General features: G+C 40.0%; 18 protein-coding genes and 1 pseudogene. 6 read left to right on the top strand and 13 right to left on the bottom strand.

All coding sequences use genetic code 11. The features are described 5' to 3' along the window. Positions 1 to 34 precede the first annotated feature (34 nt). Positions 35 to 403 (bottom strand): response regulator, encoded by a 369-nt coding sequence (locus RB215_RS11580; protein WP_086993178.1) that lies wholly within the window; start codon positions 401 to 403, stop codon positions 35 to 37. A gap of 470 nt (positions 404 to 873) precedes the next feature. Between RB215_RS11580 and rdgC the strand changes: the two genes are divergently transcribed. Continuing rightward, positions 874 to 1,785 (top strand): recombination-associated protein RdgC, encoded by a 912-nt coding sequence (rdgC, locus tag RB215_RS11585; RefSeq protein ID WP_011329031.1) that lies wholly within the window; start codon positions 874 to 876, stop codon positions 1,783 to 1,785. Positions 1,786 to 1,861: 76 nt separating this feature from the next. Here rdgC and RB215_RS11590 read toward each other — a convergent pair whose 3' ends face one another. Continuing rightward, a complete protein-coding gene (locus tag RB215_RS11590) occupies positions 1,862 to 2,701 on the bottom strand; it encodes an HDOD domain-containing protein (RefSeq protein ID WP_011329032.1) in 840 nt (279 codons plus the stop codon). Between the two features lie 283 nt (positions 2,702 to 2,984). Here RB215_RS11590 and RB215_RS11595 point away from each other — a divergent pair, with 283 nt between their 5' ends. Next, complete coding sequence (locus RB215_RS11595; RefSeq protein WP_011329033.1) at positions 2,985 to 4,679, top strand: hypothetical protein; 1,695 nt, start codon at positions 2,985 to 2,987, stop codon at positions 4,677 to 4,679. Between the two features lie 141 nt (positions 4,680 to 4,820). Here RB215_RS11595 and RB215_RS11600 read toward each other — a convergent pair whose 3' ends face one another. Together RB215_RS11600 and RB215_RS11605 are read right to left on the bottom strand one after the other, a co-directional pair. Next, entirely contained in the window at positions 4,821 to 5,354 is a 534-nt protein-coding gene (locus RB215_RS11600) for a tyrosine-protein phosphatase (protein ID WP_309216430.1), read from the bottom strand. A gap of 27 nt (positions 5,355 to 5,381) precedes the next feature. Further along, complete coding sequence (locus RB215_RS11605; RefSeq protein ID WP_041454540.1) at positions 5,382 to 5,780, bottom strand: HIT domain-containing protein; 399 nt, start codon at positions 5,778 to 5,780, stop codon at positions 5,382 to 5,384. Positions 5,781 to 5,891: 111 nt separating this feature from the next. Between RB215_RS11605 and RB215_RS11610 the strand changes: the two genes are divergently transcribed. Further along, positions 5,892 to 8,117, top strand: a complete 2,226-nt coding sequence (locus RB215_RS11610; protein ID WP_089368684.1) for a S9 family peptidase — start codon at positions 5,892 to 5,894, stop codon at positions 8,115 to 8,117. 136 nt (positions 8,118 to 8,253) lie between these two features. Then, a pseudogene (locus RB215_RS11615) lies at positions 8,254 to 9,891 on the top strand (methyl-accepting chemotaxis protein). A gap of 52 nt (positions 9,892 to 9,943) precedes the next feature. On the opposite strand, the gene RB215_RS11620 reads toward RB215_RS11615, so the two are convergent. The 3 genes from RB215_RS11620 to RB215_RS11630 form a co-directional block, all read right to left on the bottom strand. After that, complete coding sequence (locus RB215_RS11620; RefSeq protein ID WP_309216432.1) at positions 9,944 to 11,479, bottom strand: leucyl aminopeptidase family protein; 1,536 nt, start codon at positions 11,477 to 11,479, stop codon at positions 9,944 to 9,946. 122 nt (positions 11,480 to 11,601) lie between these two features. Then, complete coding sequence (dinB, locus tag RB215_RS11625; RefSeq protein ID WP_011329039.1) at positions 11,602 to 12,657, bottom strand: DNA polymerase IV; 1,056 nt, start codon at positions 12,655 to 12,657, stop codon at positions 11,602 to 11,604. 73 nt (positions 12,658 to 12,730) lie between these two features. After that, a complete protein-coding gene (locus RB215_RS11630) occupies positions 12,731 to 12,907 on the bottom strand; it encodes a hypothetical protein (RefSeq protein ID WP_011329040.1) in 177 nt (58 codons plus the stop codon). 140 nt (positions 12,908 to 13,047) lie between these two features. Here RB215_RS11630 and RB215_RS11635 point away from each other — a divergent pair, with 140 nt between their 5' ends. Then, a complete protein-coding gene (locus RB215_RS11635; protein WP_086993205.1) occupies positions 13,048 to 13,476 on the top strand; it encodes a thioesterase family protein in 429 nt (142 codons plus the stop codon). A 21-nt stretch (positions 13,477 to 13,497) separates the two neighbouring features. Beyond that, a complete protein-coding gene (locus RB215_RS11640; protein ID WP_309216434.1) occupies positions 13,498 to 14,550 on the top strand; it encodes an aldo/keto reductase in 1,053 nt (350 codons plus the stop codon). 92 nt (positions 14,551 to 14,642) lie between these two features. Here the strand turns inward: RB215_RS11640 and RB215_RS11645 are convergent, their stop codons facing one another. Genes RB215_RS11645 through RB215_RS11670 form a run of 6 tightly spaced genes read right to left on the bottom strand, consistent with a single transcriptional unit; the run spans position 14,643 to position 20,796 of the window. Beyond that, positions 14,643 to 15,257, bottom strand: a complete 615-nt coding sequence (locus RB215_RS11645; protein WP_309216435.1) for a fumarylacetoacetate hydrolase family protein — start codon at positions 15,255 to 15,257, stop codon at positions 14,643 to 14,645. 21 nt (positions 15,258 to 15,278) lie between these two features. Continuing rightward, positions 15,279 to 17,234, bottom strand: a complete 1,956-nt coding sequence (locus RB215_RS11650) for a hybrid sensor histidine kinase/response regulator (protein WP_197108732.1) — start codon at positions 17,232 to 17,234, stop codon at positions 15,279 to 15,281. Between the two features lie 26 nt (positions 17,235 to 17,260). After that, positions 17,261 to 17,722, bottom strand: coding sequence for a response regulator (locus tag RB215_RS11655; RefSeq protein WP_011329045.1), 462 nt, complete (start codon positions 17,720 to 17,722; stop codon positions 17,261 to 17,263). Then, positions 17,723 to 19,207 carry an ATP-binding protein gene (locus tag RB215_RS11660; protein ID WP_309216438.1) on the bottom strand — a complete coding sequence of 495 codons (1,485 nt, stop codon included), beginning with the start codon at positions 19,205 to 19,207 and terminating at the stop codon, positions 17,723 to 17,725. Positions 19,208 to 19,233: 26 nt separating this feature from the next. Further along, a complete protein-coding gene (locus tag RB215_RS11665) occupies positions 19,234 to 19,440 on the bottom strand; it encodes a hypothetical protein (RefSeq protein ID WP_011329047.1) in 207 nt (68 codons plus the stop codon). Positions 19,441 to 19,455: 15 nt separating this feature from the next. Next, positions 19,456 to 20,796 (bottom strand): sigma-54 dependent transcriptional regulator, encoded by a 1,341-nt coding sequence (locus RB215_RS11670; protein ID WP_179807508.1) that lies wholly within the window; start codon positions 20,794 to 20,796, stop codon positions 19,456 to 19,458.

Raw genomic sequence — 20,796 nt, forward strand, 5'->3', positions numbered from 1 at the left:
GAAGATAAAACAGTCTTTTTTTTCATCTTAACTTCTAGTAAATGCCAAATTTATGCAAAATATTATTAAGTATTATTTTGCCAACTGGCTTTTCGATAAACCCTATAACACCTAATTGTGCTACGCGCTGCTGCATTTGCTGTTGAATATCTGCCGAAATGACTAATACAAAACACTCCATTTTTTCTGCTTTAATATGCTCCAACACCTGCACACCATCGAGTATCGGCATAGTTAAATCGAGGCAAACTAAATCAAAATGTTGTTCTTTCAATAACGCTAACGCATCTACTCCATTTATCGCTTGGCGTATATCGGCGGTTATACAGTCATTTAAGCAACGTATCACTTGTTTGCGGGCTACTGCTGAATCGTCACAAACTAAAATAGAAAAGTTCATCATGAAAACCAGTTACTAAGGCGATGCATTAAAGCCAGCATAAAAACAACCTCTCGTTCAGCCAAACTTAAAGCCGAAAAACTTCAAAAATATCGAGCTTCACTATAACTGAATTAATGTAAAATACACTAGGGCGTGTTAATTTTTCAAAATTGAAATTTATTCAACCAAGAGTTATTTATATTTGGCCTAGCCTGCGCATTATCAAACCCAGCATTAAACTATAGTGTAATGCAAAAAGCTAAACGCTAAATACATATGCACTTAGTTTTAAACGGCCTGTATAAAAGTGTAGCAACTTATTGCGCAACAAGTGCGCAGCGACAGCAAGCAAGATTACACATACTCAATTATGACTGCGCTCCTTAAAACAACTTGCTATTTTTTAAATATGCCACAATAAAATCAGCCATTTCGAGATACTGATTTTATTGCTATGATTGTGCAAATTTTTCAAATGGATCTGTATTCCTATGTGGTTTAGTAACCTTATATGTTATCGCTTTAAACAAGATGTTTCGTATACACAAGAAGATTTTGACAAAGCATTAGAGCAAGACTTATTTCGTCCATGTACGGGCCAAGAGCTGGCTACATTTGGCTGGACAAAAGCGTTTGGGAAACACGGCGAAACTTTATCGCATTTTTCACAAAAAAGTATTTTAGTTTGCGCTAAGCGCGAAGAAAAAGTATTACCTGCATCGGTTATAAATGAGCTAGTTGCAGAAAAAGTCGATTTAATTGAAGCTGAAGAAAATCGCCCAGTTAAAAAGAAAGAAAAAGACGAATTAAAAGAAAACATTTTACATACACTGCTACCACAAGCATTTAAAAAGTCGAGCTTACAGTTTGCATTTATTGACCAAGAAAACGGCTGGGTTGTGGTTAATAGCGGCAGTTTTAACAAAGCCGAAGAGTTACTCGCACTTTTGCGTAAATCGTTAGGCACACTGCCTGTAGTACCTGCATTTGCCAATTACGACCTAGATGTATTTTTAACCGACTGGTTAACTAACTTCAGTACGCCTGAAGGTTTTGCAATAGGCTCAGATGCAGAGTTAGAAGAAGCAGATGACAGTGGCGCGCAAGTTAAGCTTAAAGGCCACGACCTATCGTGCGACGAAGTTAAATCGCATCTTGAAACAGGCAAACGTGTTACTAAGCTTGCACTTGATTGGCAAGAACGCGTTAAGTTTATGCTGCAAAACGACGGCTCTATTAAGCGTTTAAGCTACAGCGATACCTTAAAAGAAGAAAATGCTGATATTCCAAAAGAAGACATGGCAGTAAAACTCGATGCTGACTTTATTTTAGCTTCAGAAGAAATTAAACAGCTACTTGAAGAGCTAACTCAAGGCTTAGGCGATATAGACGACTTAGCTTAAGCGCTAACCCTTGCTAAGTTAAGCCAAAAAAAGCACGATTTAATCGTGCTTTTTTACACTCACTACTTAATTACTATTAGCAAAACATCTCTTTTATATCGTCAACCATAGCGTGATACTCATCGCTGGTGAAAAGCTGCATAGAAGGAATAATTCCTTTGTTAATATAAACCTGTAGCGCGGCCGACTTATCTGACACTTGTAGCGTGCCCTCTAAAATTGCACCAATCCTAATAAAATCAATATAGCTTACCTGCTCAGGGCGATGACTGGCATCAGCCCAGTTTTGCGCCACATCAACAAATTCATCAGGAAACTCCCACGCTTTCATTATAGAGCCACCAATTTTACCACTGAGCTTTTGAATTGCATGGGCTAAAAAGCTAGGATTAGCAAATACCTCAGGATGGCGTTCGGCTTCGGTTAAAATGGGTAATACACCAATATTATAAATTAATGATGCCAAGGTAATCGAATCTCTATTTAAAGAGTTTTGCTTATTATTCTTTAAGTAAAATTCCATTAATGCAATTGAGTGACTCGCTACTATTAACGTTTTTTGCCACGCTTTGCCCATGTAACCTTTAATTAGCTCGTTGTTAGATACAAACAATTGCTCCATTGCCATAGCCGTTGCAATATTTTTAATTTGTCGTAAGCCTATGCGAGTAACTGCTTGATGTAAGTTAGATACCTTAACTGAGCGCCCCATAATTGCACTGTTAGCTACTTTAATCATACGGGCTGTTAGTGCTGGATCATGTGCAATCACATCGGCCATTTGCATCAAGTTTACGTCATTATTATCAGCAGCTTGGCGCACTTTAATTGCTACTTCAGGTAAAGTAGGCAGCACCAAAGTGTCGTTATTTATTCTATCAATCAAAATTGTTAACAATGCATTTTCAGTAGACATAACATCCCTATGATTAGTTATTTATAAGCTAAAACAAGCCTTATATTGTTGTTATTATATGCTTTAGTATTACTTAACTTATAGTTAAAGCTAACAAAACTACATAAATTTATTTTTTATTTACTATTTAACATCAGTTAATTACACCTCTAACGCCTAAAACTTGCTATTTACCACGGTGTTTTGCTTTAATGCAGTCACTATAAGGCAGTATTTTTAAGATAGTAAGCGCCTTAGCGAACTGCATACAAATAATAAATCTTACTTTTAAATAGGCAAAATAATGAATTTAAATAAAATTAGCCAAGCAATTATGCTCTCCGGCATCGTTTTTCTTAGTGCTTGTTCAGAGCAAGCCCCTTCTTCTAGTAATAAAACGGCTGTTAAAACAGAGCAAGTAAAGCCAGTAGGTCCAACACTTATAAATACCGATAAACAACGTTTAGACATTTACACTGACTTTAGCTTACAAACTGATTTATCACATTTAAGTGATAACCAAAAAGCTATGGTGGCAAAGCTTATAGATGCTTCAATAATTATGGATGATTTATTTTGGCAGCAAGCGTTTGGTGAAAATAAAGAGTCATTTTTAGCTAAACTAGCTGATGACAAAGTGCGTAAATTTGCCGACATAAACTACGGTCCATGGGATCGTTTAAACGGCGATAAAGTGTTTTTATCAAGCTATAAAGAAAAAGCAACTGGTGCACAGTTTTACCCTGCAGATATAACTAAAGAAGAGTTAAATAAAGCTGATCTTGCAGATAAAAATGGGCTTTACTCTATTATTAAACGTGATGAGCAAGGTAACCTTTACAGCGTGCCATACTCTAAAGAGTACGCAACCGAGCTTTTAGAGGCTGCTAACTTGCTACGTGAAGCAAGTAAACTAGCAGACGATAAAGAGTTTGCTAACTACTTAAACCTTCGTGCAGACGCGCTACTAAACGATGACTTTCAAGCGTCTGATTTTGCGTGGATGGATATGAAAAATAACCCAGTAGATGTGGTTATTGGTCCAATTGAAACTTATGAAGACCAATTGTTTGGTTACCGTGCTGCTTATGAGTCTTATGTATTAATTAAAGATTTAGCATGGAGCGAACGCCTGGCTAAATTTGCTGCCTTTTTACCTGAGCTACAAAAAGGCTTACCGGTTGATGATAAATACAAACAAGAAGTTCCGGGATCAGACGCCGACCTAAATGCCTACGACGTTGTTTACTATGCAGGGCACTCAAATGCGGGCAGTAAAACCATTGCAATAAACTTACCAAACGACGAGCAAGTACAGCTTGAAAAAGGCACGCGCCGTTTACAACTTAAAAATGCCATGCGCGCTAAGTTTGACAAAATTTTAGTACCAATTGCAGAGCAACTTATTGTGCCTGAGCAACGTAAGCATATTACCTTTGATGCTTTTTTTGCTAATACTATGTTCCATGAAGTAGCTCATGGCTTAGGCATTAAAAATACCCTTACTGGTAAGGGAACTGTGCGCCAATCATTACAAGAACACGCCAGTGCGCTAGAGGAAGGTAAAGCCGATATTTTAGGTTTATACATGATTGAGCAACTACTTAAAAAAGGCGAAATTACTGAAGGTACACTAGAGGATTACTACACCACCTTTATGGCTGGTATATTCCGCTCAGTACGTTTTGGTGCATCTAGCGCTCATGGTAAAGCGAATATGATCCGCTTTAACTTTTTTGCTCAAGAAGGTGCTTTTTCTAAAAATGAAGCCGGTTTATACCGTGTAAATATGGAAAAAATGAGCCATGCTATGGCTAAATTATCGCGCTTAATTTTAACCATTCAAGGTGATGGCGACTATCAAAAAGTAGATCAGCTTATTGCTACGCACGGTAATATTAAAGCAGAGCTAGCAGAGGATTTAGAAAAGCTAAGCCAAGCTAATATTCCGGTTGATGTTACTTTTAAACAAGGCAAAGCAGTGTTGGGCCTTAAATAGTTTATAGCCTGTTTACTACCTAAAATAGCCTAGTAAATAAAAACTAAAAAAGCGTTACAGCTCAAAACTGTAACGCTTTTTTATTGAGTTAAAAGTGCTCGGTGTCGTTATTTAAGCTAAACGCTAATTATTGAGTAATAATTACTTAGCAGTAATAACGCTGCGCACTACAGGCTCTAAACTACTCATTCCCCAATGCTTTCCCTTTGCTAGGGCCGATTCAATATCAAGCCCCTCTGCATGAGCAGAAATAGCCATTAAAGCCCCTACTCTATTGCTACTAGCACAATGTAACAGCACAGGTTCGCCGTTTAGTTCTGCCATTATTTTAGCCAGCTTTTGTGCGTTTTCAACGCTAACATCTTGCGCGCCAGCAATTGGCAATGCGTGATACTGCATCCCTAACGAAGCCACCAACTGGGCTTCATCCCAGTCTTGCTCGTTTTCGCCACGTAAATTAATTACGTGCTTTACTCCAGCATTAGCGAGTTGTTTAAGCTGCTCGCTCGTTGGTTGTGCCGTAGACAACGTTTGATTTTCGTGAATAACTAAATTACGCACATCGCTAGTTTTAACTGCTGTAATATTAATAGACTGCTCTTTTGCAAACGCTGCGCCTGTAGTTAATAGCGCAGTGATAAATAATGCATTGGCAAACAACTTAATATGTCTCATCTTGGCTCTCTCTATAAGGTTTTAGAATTAAAAGTGGGCTTTTATTTTTGCTATTTTCTCGTCTTCATATGGCACTGCCGGGTGTTTACCCCATACTGGCGCAGGCCAAGCGGCATCGCTAGTAAAACGCGCAATATGATGAATATGTAATTGCGGCACCATATTACCAAGCGCCGCCACGTTTAATTTATCGGGATTAAATACCCGCATTAATAAATGACTCAATTTTGCCGACTCGCGCAAATAAGTAACTTGCTCATCCTCGCTTAAGTCAATTATCTCTTTTAAACCGGCTTTTTTTGGCACCAAAATAAACCAGGGGTACTGGCTATCGTTCAATAGTAATACTTTACACAGCGGCCAATCGGCAAGCTCTATACAATCGCGCTTAAGCTCTGGGGCTAGTTCAAATGTGGGGTGGGTCATCATAGTGTCCTACTTTGTCTTTAATAATTACCACTTTATAGCATTTAGTTGCAGTTGCACACGCTTGGCTTTACCATTCTAAGCAATATTTATTAAAGCGAAGGCAACCCTGTGCTAAAAAAAATAAAACATCTTTCACTGGCCATCCCTCTGCTAGCAAGTGCTGTTAGCGTACAAGCAAAACCACTCTCGCTAGAGCGTATTTTTGACGACCCGAGTTTATCGGGTAAATCTCCTGTGCAATTAAAGTTTTCGCCCGATGGCAATCGCGTTACTTATTTACAAGGCAAAAGTGACGACTATAACCGCTACGACTTATGGGAATATAACTTAAAAGATAACACCAACCGTATGCTGGTCGATTCAGCTAAGTTATTCTCGGGCCCAGAGAACCTCTCTGACGAAGAGAAAGCACGCCGCGAGCGCCAGCGTATTTTTGGCCAAGGTATTCTTGAATATAAGTGGTCTAAAGATGGTAAAGCGTTATTGTTCCCACTTAACGGCGATTTGTATTACTACGAACTAGCAGCAAATAAAAGTAAAAAACTCACCAATACCGAGGCATTTGAAACCGATGCTCGCTTTTCGCCAAAAGGTAATTTTGTATCTTTTATTCGCGAGCAAAACCTGTACGCTTTAGCGCTCGATTCTGGTAAAGAAATTCAACTAAGTAACGATGGCGGCGGCATCATTAAAAATGGTATGGCCGAATTTGTTGCACAAGAAGAAATGAGCCGTATGACCGGCTATTGGTGGGCCGACGACGAGTCTAAAATTGCCTTTACTCGCGTTGACGAAAGCCCAGTAAAAGAAGCGCTACGCAACGAAATTTACGCCGACGAAGTAAAACTATTCAATCAACGTTACCCATTTACTGGCACTAATAACGTTAAAATACAGCTTGGCGTAGTTACCTTAAACAATCAGCAAGTGGATTGGGTTGATTTAGGCAAAGATGAAGATATTTACCTTGCCCGAGCAAAATGGTTAAAAGATAGTAATACGCTCTCGTATCAATGGCAAAACCGCTCACAGCAAACGTTAGAGCTGCGCTTTTATAACAGCAAAACTAAAAGCCAAAAAGTAGCGCTCACCGAAAGTAGCGATACCTGGATAAACTTACACTTTGACCTTGAGTTTTTAAAAGACAAAAAGCATTTTGTGTGGGCGTCTGAGCGTGATGGTTTTAAACATTTATACCTTTATCGCACCAATGGCCAATTAGTACGTCAAATTACTAACGGCGAATGGGCGGTCGATAGCTTAAAAGGCATAGATGAGAAAAAAGGCCTCGTTTACTTTTCAGGCAGAAAAGACACCCCACTCGAAAGCCACTTATACAGTGCCTCGTTATTTAAAAAAGGCGATATTAAACGCATTACCGAGCAAGGCCAATATCACGACGTCGTACTTGCCAAAGACAACAAAACCTTTATTGATAATAGCTCGGCGGTTAATCAGCCAAACGCTGCAGCTCTGCGTAAAATAAATGGCGAGTTTATTACTTGGCTTGAAGAAAACAAGCTAGATAACACGCACCCGCTTACGCCTTACCTAAGTGATTTAGCGACGCCTGAATACGGCACACTTAAAGCCGAAGACGGCCAAGTAATGCATTATAGGTTATTTAAACCAAGCAATATAAGTGACGCTAAAAAACACCCTGTTATTGTAAACGTATACGGTGGCCCACATGCACAGCGAGTAACTAATAGCTGGCGTAGTAAAAACCTATATTTTCAATATATGGCGCAACAAGGCTATGTGATTTTTCAACTTGATAACCGCGGCTCATACAACCGTGGCAAAAAGTTTGAAGATGCTATTTATAAAAATTTAGGTGAAGTAGAAGTTGCTGATCAAATTAAAGGCGTGGAATTTTTACGTACGCTAGATTATGTAGACCCACAACGTATTGGTATTTACGGCCACAGTTATGGCGGTTACATGGCACTAATGACCATGTTTAAAGCTGGCGATTACTTTAACGCCGGTGTTTCTGGCGCGCCAGTAACCGACTGGGCACTTTACGACACTCATTATACTGAGCGTTATTTAGGCCACCCGGCCACTAATGCTAAAGGCTATGAAAACAGTGCGGTATTTCCGTATATTGACGGCTTAAAAGGTCCATTAATGATTTACCACGGCATGGCCGACGACAATGTATTGTTTACTCACGCCACTAAACTATTTAAACAATTACAAGATACCAATAAACCGTTTGAAATGATGACCTATCCAGGTTCTAAACACAGCCTACGCGGTAAAACAGTGCAAACGCACCTACACCAAACCATTACTAACTTCTTTAATCGTCATTTTGATGTTAAATAACAACTAAATGTTGAATAAATAGACTAAAGGCTGATTATAAATCAGCCTTTTTTTTGCCTTAATAAGTGCTAAGTTTAGTTATATAAATAAACTTAATAAAAGCACAGCAGTGCTGTACCCATTAAGGAATAAACATATGCTCAACCTTCGTCGTTTTACTATTTTTCAGCGTTTTGCACTGTTAGTTGGTATCGTTGTATTGGGACTGGTTATATTAAGTATTTCGAGTTTAAGTAATCAGTATCAAGCGCTTAAAAATGAGCAATATCTTAAAACTCAAAACCTAGTAGAAACCGCCTATAGCGTTATTGATCACTTTTATAATCTTGAGCAAAGTAATACCCTCACCCAACAACAAGCGCAGTCGCAAGCTTTAGCTACAATTAGTGCCCTTAGGTACGATAATACCAACTATTTTTGGATAAATGACTACCACCCAAAAATGATAATGCATCCATTTAAGCCAGACTTAAATGGTACAGATTTAACTAATAACAAAGACCCCGATGGCACAGCATTATTTGTAGAAATGGTAAAAGTGACTCAACAAGCAGGTTCAGGGTTTGTACCTTATAAATGGCCTAAACCAGGTAAAGACAAACCAGTTGATAAAATAGCGTTTGTGAAGGGCTTTAACCAATGGCAATGGGTTATAGGTTCGGGCGTGTAGCTCGACAGTATTGATGGTGCATTTGCTGAGCAACGTAATTTAATAATTATAAATGCCGTGGTAATGATTATTGCACTGATTATATTAAGCTACTTTATTGGTAAAAGTATTATTACTCCAACACGCTTAGCTGCCGACATGATGAAAGATATTTCCCAAGGCGAAGGCGATTTAACCCGCAGCTTAGATGAAACCGGAAATGACGAAATATCTGAGCTTTCTCATTCATTCAACGCGTTTATATTGAAAATGCACGAATCGTTAACGCATGTATCGCAAAGCGCGCACGATGTTAATCAACATGCGCATACCGTTGACGAAGCAAGTAAAACAAGCCAATCATTTATTGAATTACAAAACGACAGTAGCACTCAGGTAGCTGCAGCAATGGAGCAAATGACCCATCAAATTCATGATGTGAGTCGCAATGCTGAAGCCGCCGAGCAAGCTGCAAACGATGCAGCTAGTAATGCATCATCAGGTAAAAATGTTGTTGCCAATACAATAACGGCGATTGAAACACTCTCCAGTAATATAGAAACCGTGAGCCGAGTTACCGCCGATTTAGCCAGCGAAAGTAATAATATAGGATCGGTACTTGAAGTAATTAGAAGTATTTCAGAGCAAACTAATTTACTTGCCCTTAATGCTGCGATTGAGGCTGCCCGTGCAGGTGAACACGGCCGTGGGTTTGCCGTTGTGGCAGACGAGGTGCGTACTTTAGCAAGCCGAACTGGTAAAAGCACCGACGAAATTCAAGCTATGATCACTAAGCTGCAAAACGGTGCAAAAGCAGCGGTAGAAGCGGTGAAGTCGAGCCAAGCTCTTTCAGCATCAACGGTTGAGCAGGCATCATCAGCAAACACATCATTAAATGAAATTGAACGCTTAGTTAGTGTGATCACCGAAATGAACAGTCAAATAGCGCGTGCTACTGAGCAGCAAACTTTAGCTGCAGATGAAGTGAACTTGCGTATTAACGACCTAGCTAATTCAACTAAAGAGTCACTCGATAATACCAAGCAATTAACCGGTGCCAGCGAGCAGTTAAAACAAAGTAGCTCACAACTCTCAAGTGTAGTAACTCGTTTTAAATTAGATTAAAAATTAAAAGCCCTGTATTTACAGGGCGTTGTTAATTACTACTTTATGGTAATTACAAACAGTAACTAGCAAATAAACTACTTACCGAGGCTGCCGTTGGCTTGCCATGCTGCCAATCGCCGCCCTCTACTGCGCTACCCGCTATGTCCATATGTACATAAGGTAGTGGCTGAGCTGAGTCGTTACCATGCTTGTATAAGCCGCCAACAATTGCTAAAAACGCCATAGGGAACTGATGTCCTCGTGCCGTTACAGCCGATGCTGCGTTATTACTAGAAAGTACATCGTCTGCTAAAGTACGCGACTTGATAAAGTCATAATCCTCACGACGAGAACGCGATACTTCTGCGCCATCGGCCCATAAGTCGCCGTTATCAGCGAGCTTTCGTGAAATATTAGCACTACGTGCTGGTCCATTTTCAACGTAAGCACCATAAGGACCCATAGCGCGGGCTGCATGGCCGGTTAAAGTGGCCACTGTAAATAGCGTTGGGTTAATTTGGTTTTTAGCTAAATCTTTCATTTCACTTAACAGGTCGCCCATAGCTAAGCGCCCTTCTGCATCTGTATTACCTATACGTACTCGCACACCTTCACGGCTAGTAATAATTTCATCTGGTACAAAACAATCAGAGCCAATTGAGTTACGTACTACCGCTAAGTAAGCAATTACTTTAACGCCCTTAGGTTGGTAGTCGGCCACTGCTTTCATAAAGCCGGCCACAGAAGCTGCACCGCCCTTATCGCGGCTCATGCCCGCCATATGGCCGCCCACTTTTAAATCAGCGCCGCCGGTATCGTATACTAAGCCTTTACCTACAAACATGAGTGTACGAGTTACCTCGCCCTCTGGTACATATTCTAATTTAACTACACGCGGGTGATGATGCTCAACAGCGTACGATGCACGAGCTACTGTGCTAAGCATAGGGTAGTTTTTATCTATAACTGCAAGGTCATCAATAACATCAACTACAACATTACTGCCTTTAAATAGATCAACACAGTAATCTGCAAAACGTGGCGGCGCCATGCGCTCAGGCTCAGTGCCACATAAATCACGCGCTGCGTATTGTCCAGCTGCAAGTGCATTCACTGCTTTAATTGTTTGCTCTGTGGCATCAACCAAACCAATTTGCGTAATTGGCTCAATAGCCTCGCCATGATATTCGCGCGCTTCTAATGGCTGCCACAATGCTTGGCAAGTTCCTAAGTAAGCAACTTCTAGCGCATGCTGATAACGGCTGTCGGCATTTATATTAGGCAAGTAAATAGCAGGGTTAACACTGCCCGATGCTTTAGCTTCATTTATTGCTAATTTTGCAGCATCAAAATAACGGCGTACATCGTCGTAGTCTCTATTTAATGGCCCAGTAGGCGCCAGTACTACACGTTTATTATTAATAACTAATAAAGTTACTTGCTTACCGATACGTGAATCTACTTTTGCTTGCGCTGCAATAGCGTCGCGTAATGGATTGTTAGCTAATTGAGAAAAGTCATCACTAATTATAATGAGTGCGTCATGCGCGTTGCATTCAAGGCTAGCGCTCATTGGCTGAGCCACTACTGCTTTAGGGTATGCCATAAATAAAGGTCCTGTTAAAAACATAAGCCTCTATTATCGTTGATTTGAATATTGAAGACCAGCAAGCTGCGATAAGCTCCCAGCTTAAGTTAACATGCGCTGGCAACTTGTCACTACAGGGTTTACATATCAAGTATGCTCAGCTGCAAATTGTGTTGCGGCTGATTCTTTATTCCTACCCCAATACCTAACAAACGCACTGGTTGCTGTAAGCCGCGTTGATACGCTTTAGCTAATAGTTCGCTAAAAATATCGCTATTTAATTGCTGATGCGCCTGATCGGCTGAGGTCACTACAAAATTAGCAAATTTCACTTTAACACTAAGTTTATTTACCTGATTTTGCAGCTGCTGCTTGTTTAGTCGAGTGGTTAACTCCTCAAGTAGTGAAGGAAGTTGTTCTAGGCATTCTTGTAAACTATTTTTATTGTACTCATAAGTATGCTCAACGCTTAGAGATTTACGTACGCGCTCAGTAGACACCCGGCCTATGTGTTCACCAGCGCACTTTTGATATAACGACACGCCAAAATTACCTACATGTTGCTGCATCCAATTTACGCCTTTTTTGCGTACATCTTGGCCTGTATACAAACCTTTTAAGTTAAGCTTTTCGAGCGTGACCTTACCTACCCCCGGAATTTTACCCAGCGGTAGCTGTGCTAAAAAGGCATCAACCTGATCGGGCAATACTACAAACTGACCATTGGGTTTGTTTTCGTCACTGGCTATTTTGGCAATAAATTTAATTGGCGCAATACCAGCCGAGGCAGTAAGCCCTGTGGCATTATAAATATCAGCACGAATTTGCTGCGCAATAAGTGTAGCGCTGCCTTTACACTGCTCACTATGGGTTACATCTAAATAGGCTTCGTCAAGAGAGAGGGGTTCAATTAAATCTGTATAGCGACTAAACACGGCACGTATTTGCGTCGACACGTCTTTATAAACAGCCATACGCCCAGGCACTATAACTAAGTCGGGGCATAACTGCTTAGCATGATAATTAGACATAGCCGAGCGCACGCCATATTCCCGAGCAATGTAATTTGCAGTAGAGAGTACGCCACGGCGACTATTACCACCAATTGCTAGTGGTACATTGGCAAGTTTAGGGTTGTCGCGCATTTCGACCGCCGCATAAAAGCAGTCCATATCTATATGAATAAACTTTTTCATTACCACTATAACAACTGTTTATTTATACAGCCATTATTATAGAATCACCTGTAATTAGCAAGCTTGCACCCTATTAAAAACAGCGTTTATTATTTTTACGCTTTTTAAAAGAGTACAGCCAAAACCCTGTTTCCAACGCAAAGCCCACAACTGTTAAAGCAATTACACCCGATGCATTACCCATCGCGTAGCAAATAAATGCAGCTATAAAAACTAAACAGACTAAAAGCCAATTAACGACACTTTTCATACATATCTCCCTAGCTGTGTTATATAACAATAAAGCTTTTATTTAATTAAACCAAACATAAAATACCCTAGGTTAATTACCTTGAGGTAATAACCCCATATTGATAATCTAAACACTTTAAAATTAAAGGGCGTAAATGTATGCAAACGTTTAAAGATCAACATCCTATTCATACTGATATTACTGTGGCATGGGGAGATATGGATGCTCTGCAACACGTAAATAATGTCGTTTATTTACGCTATTTTGAAATAGCTCGCATCGATTTTTTAAATAAAATAAATCTTTTTGAAACCATTAGCAGCAAAGGTATTGGCCCTGTGATCAGCGAAAACACCATTCGCTATAAACGCCCGGTTACTTTTCCCGATACTCTCACTGTAGGTGTCACCATTAGCGATATTAAAACAGATCGCTTTATGATGAACTACAACGTGTTTAGCCACGCGCAAAATGCCATTACCACTACGGGCACTTCGCAAGTCGTAATGTTTGACTTTCAAACTGGTAAAAAGTCGCCAATCACTGAGCCGCTTTTATCTGCTATACAGCAATATACCCAAAACTAAGCCAGTAAATAAGGAGCTTATATGCAATACAACCCACTAGGTAGCAGTGGTGTAAACGTCTCAAGGGTCTGCTTAGGTAGTATGACGTGGGGGTTACAAAACACGCAAAGCGATGCAGATCAGCAAATAGCTTATGCGCTTGAGCAAGGTGTTAACTTTATTGATACCGCCGAAATGTACGCTGTGCCGCCATCTCCCGACACCTACGGCAAAACAGAGCAAATTATTGGCAACTGGTTAGCGCGCAATCAAGATAAACGTAGCGACATAGTACTTGCCACTAAAATTGCCGGAAACGGTTTAGAGTGGATACGTGAAGGTAGCAATATTACCCGCCAAACAGTCATTGCCGCGGTTGATGATTCGCTTAAACGTTTGCAAACCGATTACATTGATTTATACCAACTACACTGGCCCAACCGCGCCACGCCACATTTTGCCAAACAATGGCCAGGAATGCTTAAATTTACCGAGGTAGATACGCAGCAACAAACTGCCGATATGCTCGATATATTAGAAGGTTTAAACGACTGCGTAAAAGCCGGAAAAATAAAACACTGTGGCCTTTCAGACGATACACCTTGGGGTGTTAACCAGTTTTCAAACTTAGCTAAAGAGCATAATTTACCGCGCATGGTGTCGATTCAAAACGAATTTAGCCTAGTACACACCAAAGATTGGCCTTACTTAATAGAACAATGTGTACACGAAGATATTGCTTATTTACCTTGGTCACCATTAGCTGCGGGTTCATTAACCGGTAAATATTTAAACGGCGCACGCCCTGAAGGAACGCGTTGGACCTTTATGCAACGTAACGGTATTTTCCGCGATACGCCAAACGCACAACAAGCAATAAAGCAATACGTAGAACTTGCTCACGCCCATAATTTAACCCCAGCAGAACTTGCCCTAGCTTGGTGTAATAAAGTGGATGGCGTAACTTCTACTATTATTGGTGCCACGTCTATGGCGCAATTAAAAGAAGATATAGGCGCGTTTAACCTTACTTTAAGCAATGAAATTCTCGGCGCTATTAATCGTATTTTTAGACAATACCCTATGCCTTATTAAGCTAATGCGCATTAATTAAAAAGACCAAGTTAAAAGTAAAAACCGCAAGCTAAGTGCACCTACTCCATAGGTGCACTTTTAACTTTGCATTATTACTCGGCCCGCCATTTATACGCCAATATACGTTGCCCATTGGCGTACAGCGTGACACTAAATATACTGCCCGCCGTTACTTCACCAACCCCTGCAGGTGTGCCGGTCATTATCACGTCGCCATCTTCTAAGTACATAAAGTCACTAATTTCAGCTAAAATTTGCGCTGGTTTATGTAACATAAAATCGCTATTGCCTTGTTGTATTAGTTGATCGTTTATTTTGAGCTCAAAGCTAAAATGTTGCATCTCCTCGCTAAGCTCAACAAACGGCGTTAATAGCACAGAGCCGTCAAACGCTTTTGCTCGCTCCCACGGCAAGCCTTTGTTTTTTAACTTAGCCTGCACTTCGCGTTTGGTTAAATCAAGCCCTAAGCCAACGCCAACTAAACGACTATTTTTTACCACAAAGCAAAGCTCGGTTTCGTAATGTAAAGCATCCTTATTATGCTTAGCTAGCAACTTAGTACCAATTGCACTATTAGGCTTATTAAATAACACCATTTGCTCTGGCAGTTCATTATTTAACTCTGCAATGTGTGCGGTGTAATTACGCCCTACACACACCACTTTTGAGGGTAATACTTGCTCACAACCCAATGTTACTAACTGCATAAATCAACTCTATATTGTTGGTTAAATAAGTGTTTCGAGCAAAGCTAAATTAATTGGTTTAAGCAGCACTTGCTCAATTTCAAGCTGTTTAATTTTTACTGGATCAGGTTCCATACCACTAACAATAACGCGCTTTAATTTTGGATAATGTTGTTTTATATGGTTTGCTAAATCTAAACCACTGCCGTCGGGCAGGTTCATATCTAGCAGTACTTTATCGTAGTTAGCGTCTGCTTTAAGTATGGCTAAACAATGCTCATAACTGCTTGCTATTTGTGTTTCAACCCCTAAGCTTTCTAGTAAAAGTTGCGTTATTTGCGCCGCATCGGCGTCGTCTTCTACTAATAAAAAGCGGGTATTACTATGGGTAACTTCGGGGGGAATTAATACATCTGCTGTTTTATTATTTTTACTAAGCGTATCTTGTAAGCACTGATACAGTAAGTTGGAATCGACTGGTTTTGCTATCACATTATTAAACCCTAATGCCGATAACTCATTATGAATGCCTTTCATAGTTGCTGCCGTTAAGGCAATAATTGCGCCTTCAAAGCCAATTTTTCTAAGCTCTATGGTGGCTTCTTTTCCGCCCATAATTGGCATATGTATATCCATAAAAATAGCGTCGTAGTCTATTCCTTGTTGCTGGGCATTACGTACTTTTTCAAGCGCTTGCTTACCGTGCTCAGCGTAATCTACTTTTGCTCCTGCAGAAGTGATCATGTGGCCAACTAAAACGCGTAAATCACGTAAATCATCAACCACTAATACCCTACCATTAACTTTACATGGTGCATTTTTTTGCTGCATATTAGGGGTTAAGTCAAGCCTTAATAAGCTACGCTCTACATTTTTAATATTGCCCGGATAGAGCGAAATAATAAATTTAGAGCCTTTGCCTATTGCTGAATCTAAGGCTATTGAGCCCTGCATTCTGTTAAGTAACTCAGTACAAATAGCAAGTCCTAAACCTGCACCGCCCACTGCACGCGACTCAACATCGGCTATTTGTTCAAACGGTTTAAATATAAGCGCTTGTTTTTCGGGGGCAATGCCCATGCCCGAGTCTTCAATACTAAAAAATAGCATTTCACGGTCGCTAACAAACTCAGTCCAAGCACAAAGAGTTATTTCGCCTTGCTCGGTAAATTTAATTGCATTGTTGATAATGTTTATAAGTATTTGTCGAAGGCGAGTTGCGTCAATATTAACGATTAAAGGCAAGGGTTGCAGCGATTCAAAGCGTAATGACAAGCCCTTATCAAGCGCCGACACTCGCATTAAAGTAAATACGTCAGCCATTAAGCTATCAAGATTTACATCACTGCAATTAAGTTCAAGCTTATCGGCCGCTATTTTTGATAAATCGAGGACGTCATTAAGTAAGCTTAATAAGTGTTTACCATTGCGATAAATTACACCTAGCTCGTTTTCGGCTTGTTTACTAAAGTCGCTTTGCATTAATAATTCGGTGTAACCTAAAACCGACGACAGCGGGGTACGTAGTTCGTGGCTTAAGTGCGCTAAAAAGCGATCTTTCGAGCGGTTTTCGGCTTCGGCTTTTAATCGTTCGAGTCGCTCATCTTCAACATCGCGACGGGCTAAAGCATAACGTATTGCGCGCGCAAAGCGGCTAGTGGTCATTTCACTTTTAACTAAATAGTCTACAGCGCCGGCATCAAGTGCAGCCGAATCTAACGCTTCATTAGATTGCCCTGTTAACATAATTATTGGGCCACTAAAGCCGTTTTTTATTGCTTGTTTTAATACACTTAAGCCATCTGAGGCACCTAAGCGATAATCTAGCAGACAAATGTCATGCTTATTCTCACTAAGTACTTTAACTGCTTGCTTAGGGTCGCTAACCCACTCAATCTCAAATGTATGGGAACTGAGCTGCTCAAGATAATCGCTAGTAAGAATATAATCATCTTCATCATCTTCAACAAGTAGCAGCTTGGTTGCCTTAATAGACATGCAATCTCCCGTTTTAGTGGCTGTTTTTAATCATTATAAGTATTTGGTAACTCTACAAACTCAACCCAGTACTTACCGAGTGCTTTCATTAGTTCAACTAAACCATCAAAGGTAACTGGCTTAGTTATATACGACGCAGCACCTAAGTCGTAGCCTTTAACCATATCTTCTTCTTGCTTTGAGGTAGTTAAAATAACAACAGGTATACCCTTTAAGCATGGGTTTGCTTTAATAGCTTGCAATGCCTCGCGGCCATCCATACGTGGCATATTTAAGTCTAATAAAATTAAACCTGGTCTGGGTGATGTATCTTTTTGCTCAAATTTACCTTTTCGCTCCAAGTACTCTAATAGCTCCACACCATCTTCAACAAAATGTAACTCGTTAAGTACACGGCTTTCGGTGAGGGCATCTTGAGTTAATAAACGATCATCTTCATCATCATCAGCCATTAAAATAGTGATTGGTTTTACTTTCGTAAGTGGCATTTAAGCCTCTCCTTGCAATGTGAAAAGCTCGCTTTCCACAGGTAGTTTTATTATGAAGCTTGCACCCTCACCCATGTTACTTTGTGCTGTTATAGTACCGCCATGACGCTCTACTATACGCCGACAAACAGATAAACCTATGCCGGTGCCTTTATATTGCGAACGCCCATGTAAACGCTGAAATGGAACAAATATTTTATCTGCATAATCTGGCGAAAAACCAATACCGTTGTCTTTAACGGTAATTATTTGCCAACAAACTTCGGTATTATGCCCTTCACTAAACTCACTCGTTTTTATGTGTTCAATATTAATAACTGGTTGTTGTTCTGGATGCCTAAATTTAACTGCGTTTGAAATTAAGTTTAAAAATAACTGTTGCATCTGGCTTGGGTCGGCCTGAATTATTGGCATATCGCCCACATTAACCTGTGCATTAGACTCTTTAATTGCAATTTCTAAATCACTTAAAATATCATTTAATACATTATTTAAATCGGTATCAACAAAGTTTTTGCCACGGGTGGTAATACGCGAAAACTCTAATAAATCATTAATTAAATTAGACATGCGCTGCGCTGCATTTTTCATGCGCGCTATATAATCCATGCCTTTTTCACCTAGCTCATCTTTAAACATAGTTTCGAGACGATCACTAAATGCTTGAATTTTACGCAGTGGCTCTTGCAAGTCATGGCTTGCTACAAAGGCAAACTCTTCTAGCTCGCGGTTACTGCGGCTCAACTCATCTGAATAAAGCGTTAGCTCTTGAGTTCGCTCTGTCACTTTGTTAGCTAGCGTTTCGTTTTGTTTTTCAAGCTCTGCACGATACTGCGCAGCATTTCTTAAATTTAACCGTGTAAGTACAAACATGCCTATAATTAGCAAACCGCTAGTGACTGCGGTAATAACAAAGGTAATTTTAGCTTCATTTTTTATTTTTGCTAACTTAGAAAAATGGCTAACTTTAAACAGCATTTCTCGATCTTGAATTTCGTTTACCGCTAAGCGAATTTTTTTATACAGCTCTCGTCCTTTATCTGTGTTTACTAAATACAGCGCACTGCGCTCTTTATTATTTTGCGCTAAGTTAACGGTCTTTTTTAATTCAATTTCCTTTTGATCCACTAACGACAATAACAGTGCAATACGCTCTGCCTGGCCATTAATTTCTGAACTTAATGATTTTACATGCTCAGTTTGTGACTCAAGCTGCTCAAGTGCATCATAATAAGGAACTAAATAATCACTTTTTTCTGTAAGTAAATAACCTCGCTGACCCGACTCGGCCTGCACAACTGACAAATGTAACTTTTCGATAGCGCTAGTGAGCATACTGGTATTGTCTAAACTATTTTGTGTTTGGCTTAACCCGTGTATGGTATTTACTGCCAAAAATGCGTTACCAATAATGATAGATAACACCACAACAATAAATGTTGCCCAAATGACATTAGCTTTACTTGGTTCTTTTTGCGTACTCATTTAGCATCCTAATTCAAAGAGATAAATTATTGCGAGTCTGTAATTGTTTGTAAGCTTTCGCTGCACTGTTGGCAGTTAGCAATAATTTTATTTAGCGCATCGAGTGCTTTCTCTTTTGGCATATCGTTTTCTAGCACCAGCTTTATAAGCTCTGCATTCATCGAAATTCGATTAAGTGGTGCTCTAGCATCGTGTACTAACTCATTCAGAGGTTTTTTACTGTGATTGCTCATTGTTTTCCTCAAATTTTATTTATATTCGCCAATGCCACCATAAGCATTAAGGCGGTTATAAAGTGTTTTAGTACTAATACCCAGCATTTGTGCAGCCAGTGTTTTATTACCTTGTACCTTATCGAGCGTGGCATGAATAAGTTCTTTTTCTACTTCTTCAATGGTTTGTCCTGCCGATACTTGCTTGTCGTTAACTTGGCTATTCACTTTTGAAAATGGCGACTCTAAATTATCGGGTAAGGTAATATCACTGGTTTGTGGTTCGCTCATAATAAAGGCACGATGTATTGCATGGCGTAGCTCGCGCACGTTACCAGGCCAGTCATAGCTTTGTAGCTCTTTTAACTGTTCGTTATTCCAATTAAATGCGGTGCCATTTTCATCATTTAATTGCTCTAAAAAGGCATTTGCTAATAGTGGAATGTCTTCTTTACGATCGCGCAGTGCGGGTATATCTATAGGAAACACTGCCAATCTAAAATAAATATCTTCACGAATAATATTATTTTGCGCTAAATCGGTAAGTGAGCGGTTAGTGGCGGAAATAACTCGGCAATTTGTAGGTATTTCGCGGTTTCCGCCAACACGTGTTACTTTCTTTGTTTCTAGCACGCGCAGTAAGTTAGGTTGCATACCAATTGGCATTTCGGTTACTTCGTCTAAAAATAACGTGCCGTCATTTGCTTGTTCAAACACGCCTTCTTTACGTGCAATAGCACCGGTAAATGCGCCTTTTTCATGGCCAAACAGCTCACTACTAATTAACTCTTTTGAAAAACCACCACAGTTACTTGCCACCAGCGGTCCTTCACATTCGCTGGCATTATGAATGGCCTGAGCAACCACTTCTTTACCCGCACCACTTTCGCCCATAAGCATTACGTTGGCGTGGGTTTTAGCCACTCGCTCTATCATGGTGTACAGCTTATGCATTGCTGTAGACTCGCCTATTAGCGTACCAAAGTGGCGGGTTATAGCTGATGATTTCGTTTTTTTAATGGTTTTTTTCGGGCCATTTAACACCCTTTCAAGATCTTCACGCTGCAATGGCTTTAATAAATGCGCAACATTAGGTTCGCACATGTCGGCTAAAATCCCCTTTACCGAAGGGTGCCCAGATATTAGAGTTATTTTAGGTGAATGGCCTATCATTTTTAAATGATCAAGTAGGTGTAAGCCGCTACCGTCGGGGAGCATAAAGTCGAGCAGTATATGATCAAAACTATTGTTTTCTAGCCACTGATGGGCTTCTTTTAAACTGGTTGCTGTACTTATGTTATGGCCGAGGAATTCGACTATATGACAAACCACGTCACTAAACTCAACGTCATCGTCCACTAATAGTATATTTAACAT

It is taken from the genome of Pseudoalteromonas sp. HL-AS2, from assembly GCF_031198805.1.
GTDB lineage: Bacteria > Pseudomonadota > Gammaproteobacteria > Enterobacterales > Alteromonadaceae > Pseudoalteromonas > Pseudoalteromonas nigrifaciens.

Bases quoted from the DNA above. Each gene is read 5' to 3' on its own strand.
- RB215_RS11590 (WP_011329032.1), bottom strand. From the start codon at position 2,701: ATGTCTACTGAAAATGCATTGTTAACAATTTTGATTGATAGAATAAAT.
- rdgC (WP_011329031.1), top strand. From the start codon at position 874: ATGTGGTTTAGTAACCTTATATGTTATCGCTTTAAACAAGATGTTTCG.
- RB215_RS11620 (WP_309216432.1), bottom strand. From the start codon at position 11,479: ATGGCATACCCTAAAGCAGTAGTGGCTCAGCCAATGAGCGCTAGCCTT.
- RB215_RS11580 (WP_086993178.1), bottom strand. From the start codon at position 403: ATGATGAACTTTTCTATTTTAGTTTGTGACGATTCAGCAGTAGCCCGC.
- RB215_RS11635 (WP_086993205.1), top strand. From the start codon at position 13,048: ATGCAAACGTTTAAAGATCAACATCCTATTCATACTGATATTACTGTG.
- RB215_RS11650 (WP_197108732.1), bottom strand. From the start codon at position 17,234: ATGTCTATTAAGGCAACCAAGCTGCTACTTGTTGAAGATGATGAAGAT.
- RB215_RS11640 (WP_309216434.1), top strand. From the start codon at position 13,498: ATGCAATACAACCCACTAGGTAGCAGTGGTGTAAACGTCTCAAGGGTC.
- RB215_RS11670 (WP_179807508.1), bottom strand. From the start codon at position 20,796: ATGTTAAATATACTATTAGTGGACGATGACGTTGAGTTTAGTGACGTG.
- RB215_RS11660 (WP_309216438.1), bottom strand. From the start codon at position 19,207: ATGAGTACGCAAAAAGAACCAAGTAAAGCTAATGTCATTTGGGCAACA.
- RB215_RS11645 (WP_309216435.1), bottom strand. From the start codon at position 15,257: ATGCAGTTAGTAACATTGGGTTGTGAGCAAGTATTACCCTCAAAAGTG.
- RB215_RS11600 (WP_309216430.1), bottom strand. From the start codon at position 5,354: ATGAGACATATTAAGTTGTTTGCCAATGCATTATTTATCACTGCGCTA.
- dinB (WP_011329039.1), bottom strand. From the start codon at position 12,657: ATGAAAAAGTTTATTCATATAGATATGGACTGCTTTTATGCGGCGGTC.
- RB215_RS11630 (WP_011329040.1), bottom strand. From the start codon at position 12,907: ATGAAAAGTGTCGTTAATTGGCTTTTAGTCTGTTTAGTTTTTATAGCT.
- RB215_RS11665 (WP_011329047.1), bottom strand. From the start codon at position 19,440: ATGAGCAATCACAGTAAAAAACCTCTGAATGAGTTAGTACACGATGCT.
- RB215_RS11605 (WP_041454540.1), bottom strand. From the start codon at position 5,780: ATGACCCACCCCACATTTGAACTAGCCCCAGAGCTTAAGCGCGATTGT.
- RB215_RS11595 (WP_011329033.1), top strand. From the start codon at position 2,985: ATGAATTTAAATAAAATTAGCCAAGCAATTATGCTCTCCGGCATCGTT.
- RB215_RS11655 (WP_011329045.1), bottom strand. From the start codon at position 17,722: ATGCCACTTACGAAAGTAAAACCAATCACTATTTTAATGGCTGATGAT.